Origin of the sequence: Streptomyces xanthochromogenes, from assembly GCF_014650455.1 — a bacterium.
GTDB lineage: Bacteria > Actinomycetota > Actinomycetes > Streptomycetales > Streptomycetaceae > Streptomyces > Streptomyces xanthochromogenes.
On record NZ_BMUZ01000001.1, the window covers coordinates 363073 to 378755 of the forward strand.

A 15683-nucleotide genomic window follows, 5' to 3' on the forward strand; every position below is an offset into this window, starting at 1 on the left:
GCGGGTCAGGCCCTACGGGTCACGGCTTGGGCAGGGTGCAGCCCGCGCGGCTCAGGTCGATCTTGTTGCCGGCGCCTATGCAGGGAACGATGATGTACGTCTCCTCGGCGTAGTTGATGCCCTGGCGGACGGTGACGTTGCCGTTCTGGTCCACCTCGCACGGGTTGTTCTCCGTGCAGCGCTCGCCGTCCTCGTTGCCGGTGTTGTTGACGGCGACGACCTTGCCGGTCGTCGTGTCGATCACCGGGGAGCCCGAGGTGCCGCCGATGGTGTTGCACGACGGGGTGTAGCGGACCGAGTCCTTCCAGGTCCAGTCGCCCTCCTTCAGCCGGTAGACGAAGCCGTCCACGTTGCAGCTGTAGGTGCGCTTCCAGTAGCCGGACACGACCTTGATGGCCGAACCCTGCGTCGGATGGGCGTCGTTGAGGGTGAGGGCGCTGATCCCGTAGCTGCTCTGGATCTGCGCGTAGGTCGTGTTGAGCTGGTAGATCGTGATGTCCGTGTCGGTCATCGTGGCGTACGCGACCTTGCTGGCGCGCAGGGTGGCGACCTTCGAGCCGGAGGCGTTGAGCAGCGAGAAGGTGCGGGACGACGGCTGGTTGGTGATGACCTCGCCGGCGGCCGGGAATCCGGTCTCCAGGCAGTGGCCGTTGGAGAGCACGAGCGCGGGGTCGCTCGGCTGTGAGCTGGGCGTACGGACCACCGAGCCCGAACAGTTGCTCAGCGCCACGGTGCCGGCGAAGTTGACCGCCTTGACCGGGGCCGGGGCGGCCTTGCCGACGGAGGTCTGCGCGGCGACGGGGGCCGGGCTGTCGGTGGGCTGTGCGGCCACGGCGGGTACCGCGCCGGCCGCCGCGAGCAGCAGGGCGCTGACGGCGCCGAGTGCGCCGACGAAGGACTTCTTCATGTGGGGGTTCCCTTTTTGAGGGTGCTCGGATGATGAAGGAGTGCTGTTTTGTCATGCGCATTGTTGGGGGTCACGCGGTGAACGGGCAAGTGGACAAAAGGAGTTGTCGCGGCGGCGAACGCGTTCGAGGGCGCCCTCACCGGAAGGGCGCCCTCGGTTCTGCGGGGTCGGCGTGGTGCCGGGCCGTGCGGCTAGATCACCAGGCTGAGCAGGGCCGCCACGGCGAATCCCGCGACCGACAGGACCGACTCCAGGACCGTCCAGGACTTCAGGGTGTCGCGCTCGGTGATGCCGAAATACTTGGCGACCATCCAGAAGCCGCCGTCGTTGACGTGCGAGGCGAAGATCGAGCCCGCCGAGATCGCCATGATGATCAGGGCCAGGTGGGCCTGGGAGTAGCCGGAACCCTCCACCAGGGGGACCACGATGCCGGCCGTGGTGACGATGGCCACCGTCGCCGAGCCCTGGGCCACGCGCAGGACGACCGAGATCAGCCAGGCCAGGAGGATCACCGGCAGGCCGACGCTGTGGAAGGTGCTGGCGAGCGCGTCGGCGATGCCCGACGCCTTCAGGACCGCGCCGAAGATGCCGCCCGCGCCGACCACGAGCAGGATGTTGCCGACCGGCTTGAGCGAGGAAGTGGACACCGCCTCAAGGGACTTGCGGGACCAGCCGCGCCGGATGCCGAGCAGGTAGTAGGCGAGGACCAGGGCGATGGTCAGGGCCACGAACGGGTTGCCGAAGAACTCCAGGACCGAGCGGAGCGTGGAGGGGTCGAGGGCGATCGAGGAGAACGTGGCGGCCAGGATCAGGATCAGCGGGGTGCCGATGATGGCGAGTACGGCGCCGAGCGACACCGGCTCCTCCCGCGGGGTGACGCCGGAGGCCTGCTGCTCGGCGGCGACGGCTGCCCTGGCCTCCTCGGCGGCCTCGACCATGTCCTGCGGGACCTCGACGAAGATCCGCTTGCCGATCCAGGCGGCGTAGCCCCAGGCGGCGAGCACGGACGGGATGCCGACGAGCGCGCCCATCAGGATGACCCAGCCGAGCGAGACGTGGAACAGACCGGCGGCCGCGACCGGGCCGGGGTGCGGCGGCAGGAAGGCGTGGGTCATGGACAGGCCCGCGAGCAGCGGCATGCAGTAGAGCAGGATCGACTTGCCGGAGCGCTTGGCGGCGGCGTACACGATCGGCGCGAGGACGAAGATGCCCACGTCGAAGAAGACCGGGATGCCGAAGATCAGGCCGGTGAGACCCATCGCGAGGGGGGCGCGCTTCTCACCGAAGAGGGTGAGCAGCCGGGTGCTCAACACCTCGGCGCCGCCGCTGACTTCGAGGATCGCGCCGAGCATCGTGCCGAGGCCGATGATGATCGCGACGTGTCCGAGGATGCCGCCCATGCCGGACTCGATGACCGAGACGGCGGCGGACTTCTGCACGGTGCCGAAGAGCTCGGTGACCGAGAGCCCCGCGCCGAGGCCGACGGCTATGGAGACCGCGAGCAGCGCCACGAAGGGCTGGAGCCTGACCTTGATGATCAGGAAGAGCAGCAGGGCTATGCCCAGGACGGCGACGGTCAGCAGACCGGCGGTGCCGCCGATGAGGGGGAGGATGCCGCCCGTGTGCACGGGGGGTGGTGGGGCGGCGGCCGCGACAGCGTGGAACAACATGTGCCAACTCCGTTGTACAGCAGGGGGGTTCCAGGGCAGGGGGGACCGCGGCACGGCGCCCCGGCGGTCCGGGGCGCCGCACCGTGCGGCGGGTCGAGCGGTGTGACTAAGGGCAGCAAGGAACTAGGCGTCCAGCACCGCGAGGGCGTCGATCTCGATGAGCAGGCCCGCGGGGAGACCGACGTACACGGTGGTACGGGCGGAGGCGGGGGCCTTGAGGCCCTGCTCCTCGAAGTACGCGTTGTAGATCTCGTTCATCTCCGCGAAGTGGTCCACGTCCGTGAGGTAGACGCGCATCATCATCACGTCGTCCCAGCTCGCGCCGCCCTCCTCCAGGATCGCCTTGACGTTGGCGAAGGTCTGCAGGGTCTGCTCGCGCAGGGTGGGGCCCGCCGGGGTCGGCGCCTGGCCCTCCACCGCCGGCAGGAAGCCGACCTGGCCCGCTACCTGGAGGATGTTGCCCTTGCGCACGCCGTGCGAGAACTTGGCGGGCGGCGTGGTGTGCGTGGCCGGGGTGATGGCGGTCTTATCGGTCATCGGAACTTCCTTGTGCGGAGGGGGTGTTGGGTGCGGTGCCGGAGTACTCGCGGCTGATCGCTTCCGCGGTGCGGCGCACCTGGGGAAGCAGGGTGAGGAGTTCCTCGGCCGTGACGACGACGTTCGGCGCGGACACCGACATGGCGGCGACGACCCGGCCGTCCGCACCGTGGATGGGGGCCCCGATGCAGTTGATGGACTCCTCGTGGCCACCGAGGTCGGTGGCCCAGCCCTGTTCGCGCACCGTCGCCAGCTCCGTGAGGAAGGCGGCGGCGTTGGGTGTCGAACGGGACGTGTAGGTGGGGTAGTCGAGCTTCTCCGCGACGGCGCGGCGCTCGGCCTCGGGCAGGTCGGCGAGCAGCAGCTTGGCCACGGCGGCCACCGTTATGGCGACGGGCTTGCCGATGCGGGAGTACATCCGCACCGGGTAGCGGCTCTCGACCTTGTCGATGTAGAGGACCTCGCCCTCCTCGTGCACGGCGAGGTGGACGGTGTGCCCGATCCGCTCGTTGAGCGCGACCAGGTGGGGGTGGGCGATCTCGCGCACGTCCAGGTTCTCGACGGCCTCCTGCGCGAGGGCGAAGAGCCGGGCGCCGAGCCGGTAGCGCTGGTCCTCCTGGCGGTAGACGAGACCGTGCTCGTGCAGGGTGCGCAGGAGCCGCAGCGCGGTGGACTTGTGCACCCCGAGCCGGTCGGCCACCTGCCCGAGGTCGGCGGGGCCCTGCGCGAGCAGCGGCAGGATGCTCAGCGCCCGGTCGACGGTCTGGCTCATGACGTACGTACCTCCTGGTCGTCCCCCGTCCACCCGGGGCCGAGACGAAGTCTCCCCCAGGCGGTGCCGTCCAGGGCCACGAGCCGGTCGGCGTGGGCGCGCGCCGGGGGCTGGGTGAGGTCGCCCGGGACGGTGAGCACGGCGGCGGCCATGAGGTGCCCGTGCCGGATGCGGTCGCGGACGCCGAGGCCGCGCAGGGTGGCGGAGAGGAAGCCCGCGGCGAACGCGTCGCCGGCGCCGACCGGAGCGACCACGTCGACGCGGGGGGAGGGCGCGAAACAGCCGGCTTCGCCGGAAGCGGGGGAATCCTCGCGGGCGAACACGGTCGCCCCGGCAGCGCCCTGCTTGACCACGAGCACCTCCGGCTCGGGCAAAGCGGCCCGCACGGCGGCGGCGCCGCGCAGCCCCCACGCCGCCTCCGCCTCGTCCTCGCCGACGAAGACGATGTCCGCGCCCCGGGCGAGGTCGAGCAGGACGCGCGGCCCGGCCGCGTCCCGCCACAGGCCGGGCCGGTAGTTCACGTCGAAGGACACCAGGGGGCGGCCGGGGCGGTGCACCACGAGGTCGCGCATCAGGGCGAGGCAGTCGTCGGACAGGGCCGCGGTGATCCCGGACAGGTGCAGGATGCGGCCCGTCCACAGATCGCGGTACGGGACGGTCGCCGGCGACATCGCGGAGGCGGCCGACCCGGCGCGGTAGTAGAGCACCTCGTGCCCGTCGGCCGCCCGGTCGTCGGCGGTGCGGAAGTAGATGCCGGTGGGCCGGTCCGGGTCGCGGCGCACCGCCCGTACGTCGACGCCGTACGAGCCGATCGCCTCGACGAGGTGGTCGCCGAAGCCGTCCGCGCCGACCCGGCTGACCCAGCGCGTGCCGTGTCCGGCAGCGGCGAGCGCGCAGGCCACGTTGGACTCGGCGCCGCCGATCGTCCGCTCGAAGGCCGGAACGTCGGCGAGGCGGCCCGGCCGGGCGGGCAGGAAGGTGACCATGGACTCGCCGAGGCAGACGACGTCGACGGGGGTGTCGGCGTCGTCCTTGGCGGCTGGCGATCCGGTGGTCACTGCTGGCTCCTCGCTGCTGGGCGGCCGGGGCCGGTCATTGACCCGGCATTGGCCCGGATGTTAGACAGCATTAAGCGATATGCGCAATGGGTGTTGCAGATGTTGCAACGCCGTCCCCGAGGAGGGTGAGGTTTCCGTGGCAGCCACCGATCGCGAAGACAGGCTTGCGGCGCTGGGCGCCGAACGCGTCGACCACCGCTTCAAGGGCCTGCCGCCGGACGCCGAGGGCCTCACCGTGGCCGAGCTCGCCGCCGAGCGCCGCGACCTGTTCACCGGCGGCTTCACCACGCCGGTCCTGACCCTGTCGGCGGAGGCGGTCGAGCACAACCTCGCACTCCTGGAGACATACGCCGAACGCCACGGACTCGCCTTCGCGCCGCACGGCAAGACCTCGATGGCGCCGCAGCTCTTCGCCCGCCAGATCGAGCGCGGCGCCTGGGGCATCACGCTCGCGGTGCCCCACCAGGTGCGCGTGGCAAGGGCGTTCGGGATCGAGCGGATCTTCCTCGCGAACGAGCTCGTCGACGCGGTGGCGCTGCGCTGGATCGCGGGAGAGCTGGCGCGCGACGAGGCGTTCCGCTTCATCTGTTACGTCGACTCCGTACGCGGGGTCGAGCTGATGGACCGGGCCCTGCGCGGCTCGGCGCGGCGGGTCGACGTCGTCGTCGAGCTCGCGGCGGGCGACGGTGCGCGCACGGGGGTGCGTACGGAGGCGGAGTGCGCGGAGGTCGCCGACGCGGTGGCGGCCACGTCCACGCTGCGGCTCGTGGGGGTCGCCGGGTACGAGGGCGAGGTGCCCTCGGCCGACCCCGAGCGGGTCCGCGCCTACCTGGCCCGGCTCGTCTCCCTCGCGGCGGACTTCGACAGGGCCGGGCGGTTCGCCGGGCTCGGGCTCTCCGAGATCGTGCTCAGCGCGGGGGGCTCCGCCTGGTTCGACGCGGTGGCGGACGTGTTCGCCTCCGTGCCCGAACTGAGCCTTCCCGTACTGAAGTTGCTCCGCTCCGGGGCGTACGTGTCGCACGACGACGGGCACTACCGGAAGCTGACCCCCTTCAACCGGGTGCCCTCGGAGGGTGCGCTCCAGCCGGCCTTCCGGCTCTGGGCCCAGGTCGTCTCGCGGCCCTCCCCCGAGCAGGCGTTCGTGAACGCGGGGAAGCGGGACGCGGCGTACGACCTCGATCTGCCCGAGGCGCAGGTGGTGCGGGACGCCCGTACGGGAGAGCTGCGCGAGGCCTCCGGCATTTCGGTCACCGGGCTCTCCGACCAGCACGGGTGGCTCCGCACGGAGCCGGGGGTTTCGCTGGCCGTCGGGGACTGGGTGGGCATGGGGCTCTCGCATCCGTGCACCGCGTTCGACAAGTGGGGGCTGGTGCCGGTGGTCGGGGCGGACGGGGCGGTCGCGGACTACCTCCGCACCTACTTCTGACCCCGGCCGGCCGCAACCCCCTGGGGGCTCCGCCCCCAGACCCCCGTTCGCGCCTGAACGGCGCTCGTCCTCAAACGCCGGACGGGCTGGGTATGCCCCTGCACCCGGTGCCGCCAAGGGGCGCGGGGAACTGCGCGAACGGGCCCCACGGGCCGCACCCCGCCCGCGCGGCCGCATCCAGCACCGACAATGAAGAGGCAGCATGGACCTGGTCATCCGGGGCGCCCGCGTCATCGACGGCAGCGGCTCCCCCTCCTACACCGCGGACGTCGGCCTGGGCGACGGCCGGATCGAGCAGATCCGGCAGCCCGGCGAACCCCCGCTCACCGCACCCCGCACGCTCGATGCCCACGGCCTCGCCCTCTCCCCCGGGTTCATCGACATGCACGCCCACTCCGACCTCGCCCTGCTGCGCGACCCGGATCACAGCGCGAAGGCCGCCCAGGGCGTCACCCTGGAGGTGCTCGGGCAGGACGGACTCTCGTACGCGCCCGTCGACGACCGCACGCTCGGCGAGGTGAGACGTGCCATCACCGGGTGGAACGGCGACGGCAGCGACATCGACTTCGACTGGCGGTCCGTCGGCGAGTACCTCGACCGCCTCGACCGCGGCATCGCGGTCAACGCCGCCTATCTGATCCCGCAGGGCACCGTGCGGATGTACGCCGTCGGCTGGGACGACCGGCCCGCCACCGCTCAACAGCTGGACCGCATGCGGGAGTTGGTGGCCCAGGGCCTGGAGGAGGGCGCCGTCGGGATGTCGTCCGGGCTCACCTACACGCCGGGCATGTACGCCACCGACTCCGAGCTCACCGAGCTGTGCCGGGTCGTGGCCCGCTACGACGGCTACTACTGCCCGCACCACCGCTCGTACGGCGCCGGCGCCCTGGGCGCGTACGAGGAGATGGTCCGCCTCACCCAGGACGCCGGCTGCGCGCTCCACCTCGCCCACGCCACCATGAACTTCGGCGTGAACAAGGGCCGCGCGCCCGAGCTGCTCGATCTGCTCGACGCCGCGCTCGCCGCCGGCGCGGACATCTCGCTCGACACGTACCCGTACACCCCCGGCTGCACGACTCTCGTGGCCATGCTGCCCAGTTGGGCGAGCGAGGGCGGCCCCGAGGCCATCCTCGCGCGGCTGCGCGACGACGACACCGCCGAGCGCATCCGGCACCACATGGAGGTCGTCGGCGCCGACGGCTGCCACGGCGTGCCCATCGAGTGGGACACCATCGAGATCTCGGGCGTGAGCGACCCGGGGCTCGCCGGCTGCGTCGGCAAGACGGTCGCCGAGGCGGCGGCCCAGCGCGGCGAGGCGCCCTGGACCACCGCACGCCGGCTGCTCGTCAACGACCGGCTCGGGTCGACCATCCTCCAGCACGTGGGACACGAGGAGAACGTGCAGGCCATCATGCGCCACCCGGTGCACACCGGCGGAAGCGACGGCATCCTCCAGGGCTACAAGCCGCACCCGCGCGCCTACGGCACGTTCCCGCAGTATCTCGGGCGCTACGCAAGGGAGTTGGGCATCATGTCCCTTGAGGAGACCGTCGCCCACCTCACCTCCCGGCCGGCCGCCCGGCTGCGCCTTCCCGACCGGGGTCTGGTCCGCGAGGGCTACCGCGCGGACCTCGTCCTCTTCGACCCGGACACCGTCGCCGCGGGCTCCACCTTCGAGTCCCCGCGCACCCTGCCCGTCGGCATCCCGCACGTCCTGATCGACGGCAGGTTCGTCATCCGGGACGGCCGGCGGACCGACGTACTGGCGGGCCGCTCGGTGCGGCGGACGCCCGGCGCGCGCTGACGCGGCCGGCCGCCAGTTCGCGCGCCGCCGTCAGATAGACCGTGCGCAGCGGGCCGTACTCGGCCGAGTAGGCGAGCTGGGTCAGCGCGAGGGCCTGCAGCGCCTTCGCGCTGCGCAAAGCGGCGCCGGGCACAGCCGCGCCGACCACCTGGTCGAGCAGTTCGATGACCTTGTCGTAGTGGGGAGTCGGAGCGTCGTACTCCCGCTGTGCGGCGGCCAGCAGCCCCCGCCAGCGCATTCGTCCACGGGACCGGTCGGTCGTGGCCATGGCCTCTGCCTCCTGATGCGTGCGGTGCGATGGGTACGTACGCCTTCGGACGCATCCAGGAGGCTAGGAAGCGGTCCCTACCCCGCACAACTCCCCGCCGTTCCCGGTGGCTCAATCCGTCCCCGGCCCCGCTCACGCCCGGGGCCGTATGCGGACCGAGACCTCCTTCGCGTCACCCCGCCCCGAAGTGATGTGCAGGGTCCGGGACTTGGGGTCGAAGCCCGCCGCCTCGCCGCCGCCCGTGACCTCGGCCCCGTGCGGGAACAGGCGGGCGGGCAGATACACCTCCGTGTTCCCGCGCACGTCCGCCTTCGGGCGCCAGGTCACCGACAGCGTGCGGCTCGTCCGGTCCCAGGCGTAGGAGACCGGGTCGCCGGCGATCGCCTTCGGCGCCGGGCGGTCCAGGACCGGGAGGAGGGGGGTGGGTCTCAGCTGCCGGTCCCAAGGGGCCCACGAGCCGGGGTCGTTGGACCAGTAGGCGGTGCCCGCACCCATCTCGTCGGTCAGGCTCCGCACCTTGGCGACGTAGTCCAGCGCGCCGGGCAGCGTGGCGTCCAGGCCGTACTCGCCGACGAGGACGGGCGCACCGAGGCGCCGGGCTGTCTTCTCGGTCTGCTCGCGCCAGGAGGCGAGCGTGCGGTCGACCCACTTCTTCGTGTCGCCGGTGTAGCCGCCGCCGAGGTCCATGGGGAGCGGGTAGAGGTGGGGCGCGTACGCGATGCGGGCCCGCGCGCCGTCGCCGCGCGGGTCCTTCAGGTACGGAAGTCCGCTCGGCAGGCCCCAGTTGGCGCTGACCGCCTCGGGTTCGACGAAGATCCAGGAGTCGTGGTCGACCCGGCGGATCGCGGCGATGGCCTCCCGGTAGAGCGCGGCGAGCGGGCCCGCCTCGAAGGCGGGGCCCTGGACGCTGCCGCCGAAGGGCTCGTTCATCAGGTCGTAGCCGATGACGGCCGGATCGGCGGCGAAGCGCTCGGCGACGTGCGCCCAGGCGGCCGCGTAGTGCGCCCGCAGATCACGGCCGCCCGGCCGCGTCCCCCAGAAGTGGTCGAAGGCCCGTACCGTTCCGGGCTCGATGTACTTGAGCTCCCACTGGCTCCGCTCGGCCACCGGCAGGCCGTCGGACTCGGTCGCCCAGACGGGAGCCCCGTTGCCCTTGACGGCGGGGCCGTAGACGTCCTGGTGCAGGTCGAGCATGACGTGAATGCCGCGCGCGCCGTACCAGCGCACGCGCTCGGCGACCTGGGCGAGATAGCCGTCGTCGTACGTCCCCGGCTCCGGTTCGACGTTGCGCCACTGGATGAGGAAGCGGACGAAGTCGGAGCCGAGCGCGTCGGATTCGCGCTGCACGTCGGCCTCCTTGATCCAAGGGAGGCCGTCCGGACGGGACTTGGCGCTTGAGGCGGTGTTGAGCCCGGTCAGGACGAGGGCGCGGCCCTGGTCGTCGGTGATCCAGCGATGGCCGGTCGCCGTGTGCGCGGGCCCCGCGTCGGCGGGGCCGACCGCCACCAGGAGGGCGGCGGCCACCGCCACCGTCGCGCCCGCCGCCGTCCATCTCCTCGCCCGTTGTCGCATGGGCGGACTCTAGAGGCTGCGTCTTTTGTCCAACACCCCTGTTCACAGCCGGAGTTGAGAATAGTTCAGCATCTTCTCATCGCTCGCGCGCTGCCCTAGGGTCCGGCCATGCGTCTGCCCGTGCGACCGCCCGTGCGTCCGTCCACGCGTCCGCGACCGCGGCCGCCCGGGACCGATCCCGCGGTGGCCGCCGTCGCCGGGGTCTGTCTGCTGCTCGCGCTCCTCCTGGGCCTCACCCCGGCCCTGACCACGTTCACCGCGCACCTGGGCGCGGCCCTGGTGCCGAGCGCGCTCGGGGCGCCGTTCGCGCTGCCGTCACTGCGTGCGGTGCCGCTGGGTGGCACCGGCGTGGCCCAGCTGCTCTGCGAGGACTTCGCCGTGGCGGTTCTGGTGGCGGTGGCCGTGCTGCGGATGCGGCGGCATCTGCGGCTGCGGCCGGACGCGGGCCGCCCGCGCCGCTTCCTCGCGGGCTGGAGCGCGCTGGTCGCGGGCGGGGCGGCCTCCGGGGTCTGGCGCGGCCTGGTCACGGCCCGCCTGGTGGAGGCCGGGCCCGCCGGCTGGCTGCTCCACGCGGCGGCCGGAGCGGTGTTCGGCGCGGTGTGGGGGGTGGCGGCCGGGTGGCCGGCGGGGATCGCGGCGTCGACCGGGGTGGGCAAGATCTCACCCCCTACGCCCCGCACCCCCAATCCAAGCCGGGCCGCCCCCGGCGACCAGCAATCCCCCGGCGACCCCGGGCCGGCACATTGCGATGGAAGCCGGCGCCCGCACCCCCACGACCCGACCGCACCAAATGGCGAGGCACCCGGCGAAACACGGTCGTAAGGTGGCCGTCATGCAGGTGATCCAGTCGACCAAGCTCGCCAATGTCTGTTACGAGATCCGGGGCCCGGTTCTCGAAGAGGCCATGCGCCTGGAGGCGGCGGGCCACCGCATCCTCAAGCTGAACACGGGCAACCCGGCGGCGTTCGGCTTCGAGTGCCCGCCGGAGATCCTGGAGGACATCCTCCGGAACCTGTCGGGCGCGCACGGCTACGGCGACGCGAAGGGACTGCTGTCCGCGCGCCGCGCGGTGATGCAGCACTACCAGACCAAGGGCATCGAGCTCGACGTCGAGGACGTCTACCTCGGCAACGGCGTCTCGGAGCTGATCCAGATGTCGATGCAGGCGCTGCTCGACGACGGCGACGAGGTACTCGTACCCGCACCGGACTACCCGCTGTGGACGGCCTCCGTCTCGCTCGCGGGCGGCACCGCGGTGCACTACCGCTGCGACGAGCAGGCCGACTGGATGCCGGACCTCGCCGACATCGAGCGCAAGGTCACCGACCGCACCAAGGCGATCGTCATCATCAACCCGAACAATCCGACGGGTGCGGTGTACGACGACGAGATGCTGCGCGGGCTCACCGAGATCGCCCGCCGCCACAACCTGGTCGTCTGCTCGGACGAGATCTACGACCGCATCCTGTTCGACGGCGCCACCCACACGCCGACCGCGGTCATCGCGCCCGACTTGATGGTGCTCACCTTCAACGGGCTCTCGAAGAACTACCGGGTGGCCGGCTTCCGCTCGGGCTGGCTGGCGGTGTGCGGGCCGAAGGCCCACGCGTCCTCGTACATCGAGGGCCTGACCATCCTCGCGAACATGCGCCTGTGCGCGAACATGCCCTCGCAGCACGCGGTGGCCACCGCGCTCGGCGGCCGGCAGTCGATCGAGCAGCTGGTGCTGCCGGGCGGGCGGCTCCTGGAGCAGCGCGACACGGCGTACGAGCTGCTCACGCAGATCCCCGGGGTCAGCTGTGTGAAGCCGAGGGGCGCGCTCTACCTGTTCCCGCGGCTCGACCCGGCCGTCTACAAGGTCAAGGACGACCGGCAGATGGTCCTCGACCTGCTGCGCGCCGAGAAGATCATGGTGGTGCACGGCACCGGGTTCAACTGGCCCGAGCCCGACCACTTCCGGATCGTGACGCTGCCCTCCGCGAAGGACCTGGCGGACGCGGTGACGCGGATCGGAAACTTCCTGGACGGCTACGGCCAGATGTAGCCCCGGGCGCTCCCGGCGCCGCGGGCCCCGCCTCCGACGGGCTCCGGGGCCGGCCCTCGGACCAGCCCCGGGACCAGCCCTAGGACCGGCTCAACTTTAGACTGAATCTAAGCTAGGATGGCTTCCTGAAACACTCAGGAGGCCATTCCCATGTACGAGCCGATCCGCACCAAGTCGGTCCACACCACGATGGCCGCCGACGACGCCCGCATCCCGCACCGCTCCCGCGGGGACGAGCTGGACATCCAGCTCGCCGGACACCTCTCCGCGCTGCTCGCCGTCACCGACGAGCTCGGTCTCGCCGAGGCCGGGGACGCCATCGCGCGCCAGGTCGCCCGGCTGCGCGGCGGGCTGCCGCCGGTCCGCCACGCGGGGCTCAGCGGTGCGGACGCCAGCGCCCTGCACGCCCGCGCCCACGCGCTCGCGGGCCGCGCCCTCCTCGTCGCCGCCTCGCGCGCCGACACCGCCGCCGCGATCCTGGCAGCGGAGCGCATGGACGCCCACGCGGCGGCCGGCTCCCTCACCGCCGCTTCCTGAAGCGGCCCCCGTTCGGCCCCGGTCCGCGAGCCGCGGAGGTCTGCGGACCGGGTGCCACTGACGCGAAAGGCCGGCCCCCGGAGCCGTGAGGGAACTCCGGGGGCCGGCCGAGGCGCGGCGGGTCACGAGTGACCCCACAGGTCAGGGCGGATGTCGAACCGACCCGCCGCGCACCTCCGGCCGGGCCAGGACAGGCGGCCGCGACCGGAGGGGGTTTCGGGCGGTTCAGCCGAGGCGGGACACCAGGGCGCGGTACTCGTCCCACAGCTCCTTGGGCGCGTGGTCGCCGAAGGTGTTGAGGTGCTCGGGGACCAGCGCCGCCTCCTCGCGCCAGACCTCCTTGTCGACCTTGAGCAGGAAGTCGAGGTCGGCCTCGGGCAGGTCGAGCCCGGCGGTGTCCAGGGACTCCTTGGTCGGCAGGATGCCGATGGGGGTCTCGACGCCGTCCGCCTTGCCTTCGAGGCGCTCCACGATCCACTTCAGGACGCGGCTGTTCTCGCCGAACCCGGGCCACACGAACTTGCCCGCGTCGTTCTTGCGGAACCAGTTCACGTAGTAGATCTTCGGCAGCTTGGCGGCGTCCGCGGCGGCGCCGACCTTGACCCAGTGGGCCATGTAGTCGCCCATGTTGTAGCCGCAGAACGGCAGCATCGCGAACGGATCGCGGCGCAGTTCGCCGACCTTGCCCTCGGCGGCGGCGGTCTTCTCGGAGGCCACGTTCGCACCGAGGAAGACGCCGTGGTTCCAGTCGAACGACTCGGTGACCAGCGGCACCGCGGAGGCGCGGCGGCCGCCGAAGAGGATCGCCGAGATCGGCACGCCCTTGGGGTCCTCCCACTCCGGGGCGATGGTCGGGCACTGCCCGGCCGGCACGGTGAAGCGGGCGTTGGGGTGGGCGGCCGGGGTGTCGGACGCGGGCGTCCAGTCGTTGCCCTTCCAGTCCGTGAGGTGCGCGGGCGCCGTCTCGGTCATGCCCTCCCACCACACGTCGCCGTCGTCGGTCAGCGCGACGTTGGTGAAGACGGAGTTGCCCCACAGCGTCTTCATGGCGTTGGCGTTGGTGTGCTCACCGGTGCCGGGCGCGACGCCGAAGAAGCCGGCCTCGGGGTTGATCGCGTACAGCTGGCCGTCCTCGCCGAAGCGCATCCAGGCGATGTCGTCGCCGATCGTCTCGACCTTCCAGCCGGGGATCGTCGGCTCCAGCATGGCGAGGTTGGTCTTGCCGCAGGCGCTCGGGAAGGCCGCGGTGACGTACTTGGCCTCGCCGTTCGGCGGGGTCAGCTTCAGGACGAGCATGTGCTCGGCGAGCCAGCCCTCGTCGCGCGCCATGACGGAGGCGATGCGCAGCGCGTAGCACTTCTTGCCGAGCAGGGCGTTGCCGCCGTAGCCCGAACCGTAGGACCAGATCTCGCGGGACTCCGGGAAGTGCGAGATGTACTTCGTGGAGTTGCACGGCCACGGCACGTCCGCCTCGCCCTCGGCGAGCGGCGCCCCCAGGGTGTGGACGGCCTTCACGAAGAAGCCGTCGGTGCCCAGCTCGTCCAGGACGCGCTGTCCCATGCGGGTCATGGTGCGCATCGAGACGGCGACGTACGCGGAGTCGGTGATCTCGACGCCGATCGCGGACAGCGGCGAGCCCACCGGGCCCATGCAGAACGGGACGACGTACATCGTGCGCCCGCGCATCGACCCGCGGAAGATGCCCTCGTCGCCCGCGGAACTGCTTCCTTCTCCGGTAAAGATGGCCTTCATCTCGGCGGGGGCCTTCCAGTGGTTGGTCGGGCCCGCGTCCTCCTCCTTCTCGGAGCAGATGAAGGTACGGTCCTCGACCCGGGCGACGTCACGCGGGTCGGAGGCGGCGTAGTACGAGTTGGGGCGCTTGGCCTCGTCCAGCTTCTTGAACGTGCCCTTGGCGACGAGCTCCCCGCACAGGCGCTCGTACTCGGTCTCGGATCCGTCGCACCAGACCACACTGTCCGGCTGGGTCAGTTCCGCGATCTCGTTGACCCACGAGATCAGTTCCTGGTGCTTGGTGGGGACAGAGAGGGGAGCCGCGATATCGCGCGCCACGATCGCTCCTAGATGAGGGTCTTTTGAGGGGTTGACGTACTACTTCATTGCCGCCCCGTGGGGGCTGCGACCCGGATGCTTGACCCCGTGGATCCTCTTGGCGCTCATCCGGTGCCGACCGCACTCATCTGATCTTCCGCGTCGTTCGCCCATATGTCCAGGGGGCCTCTCACGTGAGCATCACCACTTACCGCCTTCTTAACTGCCATTTGCCGTTCACTTACCCGACGGCCGGGAGACGCACGGTGACGGGCCGTACCTATCCGTAACCTACGGTTCCGTAGGTAGCATGCGGACCATGACTGATCAGGTGATGGCTCACGCGATCGACCCGGTGACACAGATGGTGAAACCGAAGATGCGCGGCTGGCTGCACGCCGGGATGTTCCCGGCCGCACTGATCTCGGGCCTGGTACTGACCGCGTTCGCGGGTTCCACCAAGGCACGGATCGCCTGCGGGATCTTCGCCCTGACCGCCTGTCTGCTCTTCGGCGTCAGCGGCATCTACCACCGGGGCAACTGGGGCCCGCGCGGCGAGGCGATCCTGCGCCGCCTGGACCACGCCAACATCTTCCTCATCATCGCGGGCACCTACACCCCGCTCACCCTGCTCCTGCTGCCCGGCTCCACCGGCCGGGTCCTGCTGTGGGCGATCTGGGCGGCCGCGCTCGCCGGCATCGCCTTCCGGGTGTTCTGGATCGGCGCCCCGCGGTGGCTCTACACCCCCTGCTACCTCGCGATGGGCTGGGCCGCCGTGTTCTTCCTGCCCGACTTCATGCGGGCCGGCGGCATCGCGGTGCTCGTCCTGGTCGTGGTGGGCGGGCTGCTCTACAGCGCGGGCGGCGTGATCTACGGCATCAAGCGCCCGAACCCGTCCCCCCGCTTCTTCGGCTTCCACGAGGTCTTCCACTCGCTGACGCTGGCCGCGTTCGTCGTCCACTACGTGGGCATCTCCCTCGTCGCCTACCGGCACGGCTGACCCCGACCCCGCCCGACCCAGGGCCCCGGCGCACCAGCG

At 71.5% G+C, this 15683-nt stretch carries 14 protein-coding genes; 6 read left to right on the forward strand and 8 right to left on the reverse strand.

The features are described from left to right. Positions 1-19 precede the first annotated feature (19 nt). The 5 genes from IE267_RS01600 to IE267_RS01620 all read right to left on the reverse strand — a co-directional run bounded on the left by IE267_RS01600 (position 20) and on the right by IE267_RS01620 (position 4944). Positions 20-907, reverse strand: coding sequence for a S1 family peptidase (locus tag IE267_RS01600; RefSeq protein ID WP_167157334.1), 888 nt, complete (start codon positions 905-907; stop codon positions 20-22). A 191-nt stretch (positions 908-1098) separates the two neighbouring features. Next, the gene (locus tag IE267_RS01605) at positions 1099-2577 is read right to left on the reverse strand and encodes a GntP family permease (RefSeq protein WP_189761934.1); all 1479 of its coding nucleotides are present in this window, start codon (positions 2575-2577) and stop codon (positions 1099-1101) included. A 123-nt stretch (positions 2578-2700) separates the two neighbouring features. Next, a complete protein-coding gene (locus tag IE267_RS01610; protein ID WP_161256983.1) occupies positions 2701-3114 on the reverse strand; it encodes a RidA family protein in 414 nt (137 codons plus the stop codon). Next, a complete protein-coding gene (locus IE267_RS01615) occupies positions 3104-3886 on the reverse strand; it encodes an IclR family transcriptional regulator (RefSeq protein WP_161256980.1) in 783 nt (260 codons plus the stop codon). The genes IE267_RS01610 and IE267_RS01615 overlap by 11 nt, the downstream gene beginning before the upstream one ends. Continuing rightward, entirely contained in the window at positions 3883-4944 is a 1062-nt protein-coding gene (locus tag IE267_RS01620; RefSeq protein ID WP_268251516.1) for a sugar kinase, read from the reverse strand. Before IE267_RS01620 ends, IE267_RS01615 begins: the two co-directional genes overlap by 4 nt. A 136-nt stretch (positions 4945-5080) precedes the next feature. Between IE267_RS01620 and IE267_RS01625 the strand changes: the two genes are divergently transcribed. Together IE267_RS01625 and IE267_RS01630 are read left to right on the forward strand one after the other, a co-directional pair. Then, entirely contained in the window at positions 5081-6370 is a 1290-nt protein-coding gene (locus IE267_RS01625) for an amino acid deaminase (protein ID WP_373304440.1), read from the forward strand. Between the two features lie 202 nt (positions 6371-6572). Further along, the gene (locus tag IE267_RS01630; protein WP_189761936.1) at positions 6573-8174 is read left to right on the forward strand and encodes an N-acyl-D-amino-acid deacylase family protein; all 1602 of its coding nucleotides are present in this window, start codon (positions 6573-6575) and stop codon (positions 8172-8174) included. Here IE267_RS01630 and IE267_RS01635 read toward each other — a convergent pair. Both IE267_RS01635 and IE267_RS01640 read right to left on the reverse strand, forming a co-directional pair. Then, complete coding sequence (locus tag IE267_RS01635; RefSeq protein WP_167157344.1) at positions 8104-8442, reverse strand: alkyl sulfatase dimerization domain-containing protein; 339 nt, start codon at positions 8440-8442, stop codon at positions 8104-8106. The genes IE267_RS01630 and IE267_RS01635 overlap by 71 nt on opposite strands. 132 nt (positions 8443-8574) lie before the next feature. Continuing rightward, positions 8575-10014, reverse strand: coding sequence for a cellulase family glycosylhydrolase (locus IE267_RS01640; RefSeq protein ID WP_189761937.1), 1440 nt, complete (start codon positions 10012-10014; stop codon positions 8575-8577). Positions 10015-10197: 183 nt separating this feature from the next. Here IE267_RS01640 and IE267_RS01645 point away from each other — a divergent pair, with 183 nt between their 5' ends. The 3 genes from IE267_RS01645 (at position 10198) to IE267_RS01655 (ending at position 12595) form a co-directional block, all read left to right on the forward strand. Next, on the forward strand, positions 10198-10836 hold the full coding sequence (locus IE267_RS01645) for a hypothetical protein (RefSeq protein WP_229860563.1): 639 nt from the start codon (positions 10198-10200) through the stop codon (positions 10834-10836). A 10-nt stretch (positions 10837-10846) separates the two neighbouring features. Then, positions 10847-12058, forward strand: a complete 1212-nt coding sequence (locus IE267_RS01650) for a pyridoxal phosphate-dependent aminotransferase (protein WP_189761939.1) — start codon at positions 10847-10849, stop codon at positions 12056-12058. Between the two features lie 150 nt (positions 12059-12208). Next, positions 12209-12595 (forward strand): SCO4983 family protein, encoded by a 387-nt coding sequence (locus IE267_RS01655; RefSeq protein ID WP_167157352.1) that lies wholly within the window; start codon positions 12209-12211, stop codon positions 12593-12595. 225 nt (positions 12596-12820) lie between these two features. On the opposite strand, the gene IE267_RS01660 is transcribed toward IE267_RS01655, so the two are convergent. Beyond that, entirely contained in the window at positions 12821-14665 is a 1845-nt protein-coding gene (locus IE267_RS01660) for a phosphoenolpyruvate carboxykinase (GTP) (protein WP_167157354.1), read from the reverse strand. Between the two features lie 298 nt (positions 14666-14963). On the opposite strand from IE267_RS01660, the gene trhA reads away from it, so the two are divergent. After that, complete coding sequence (gene trhA / locus IE267_RS01665; protein ID WP_229860565.1) at positions 14964-15644, forward strand: PAQR family membrane homeostasis protein TrhA; 681 nt, start codon at positions 14964-14966, stop codon at positions 15642-15644. The last annotated feature ends 39 nt before the right edge of the window (positions 15645-15683 follow it).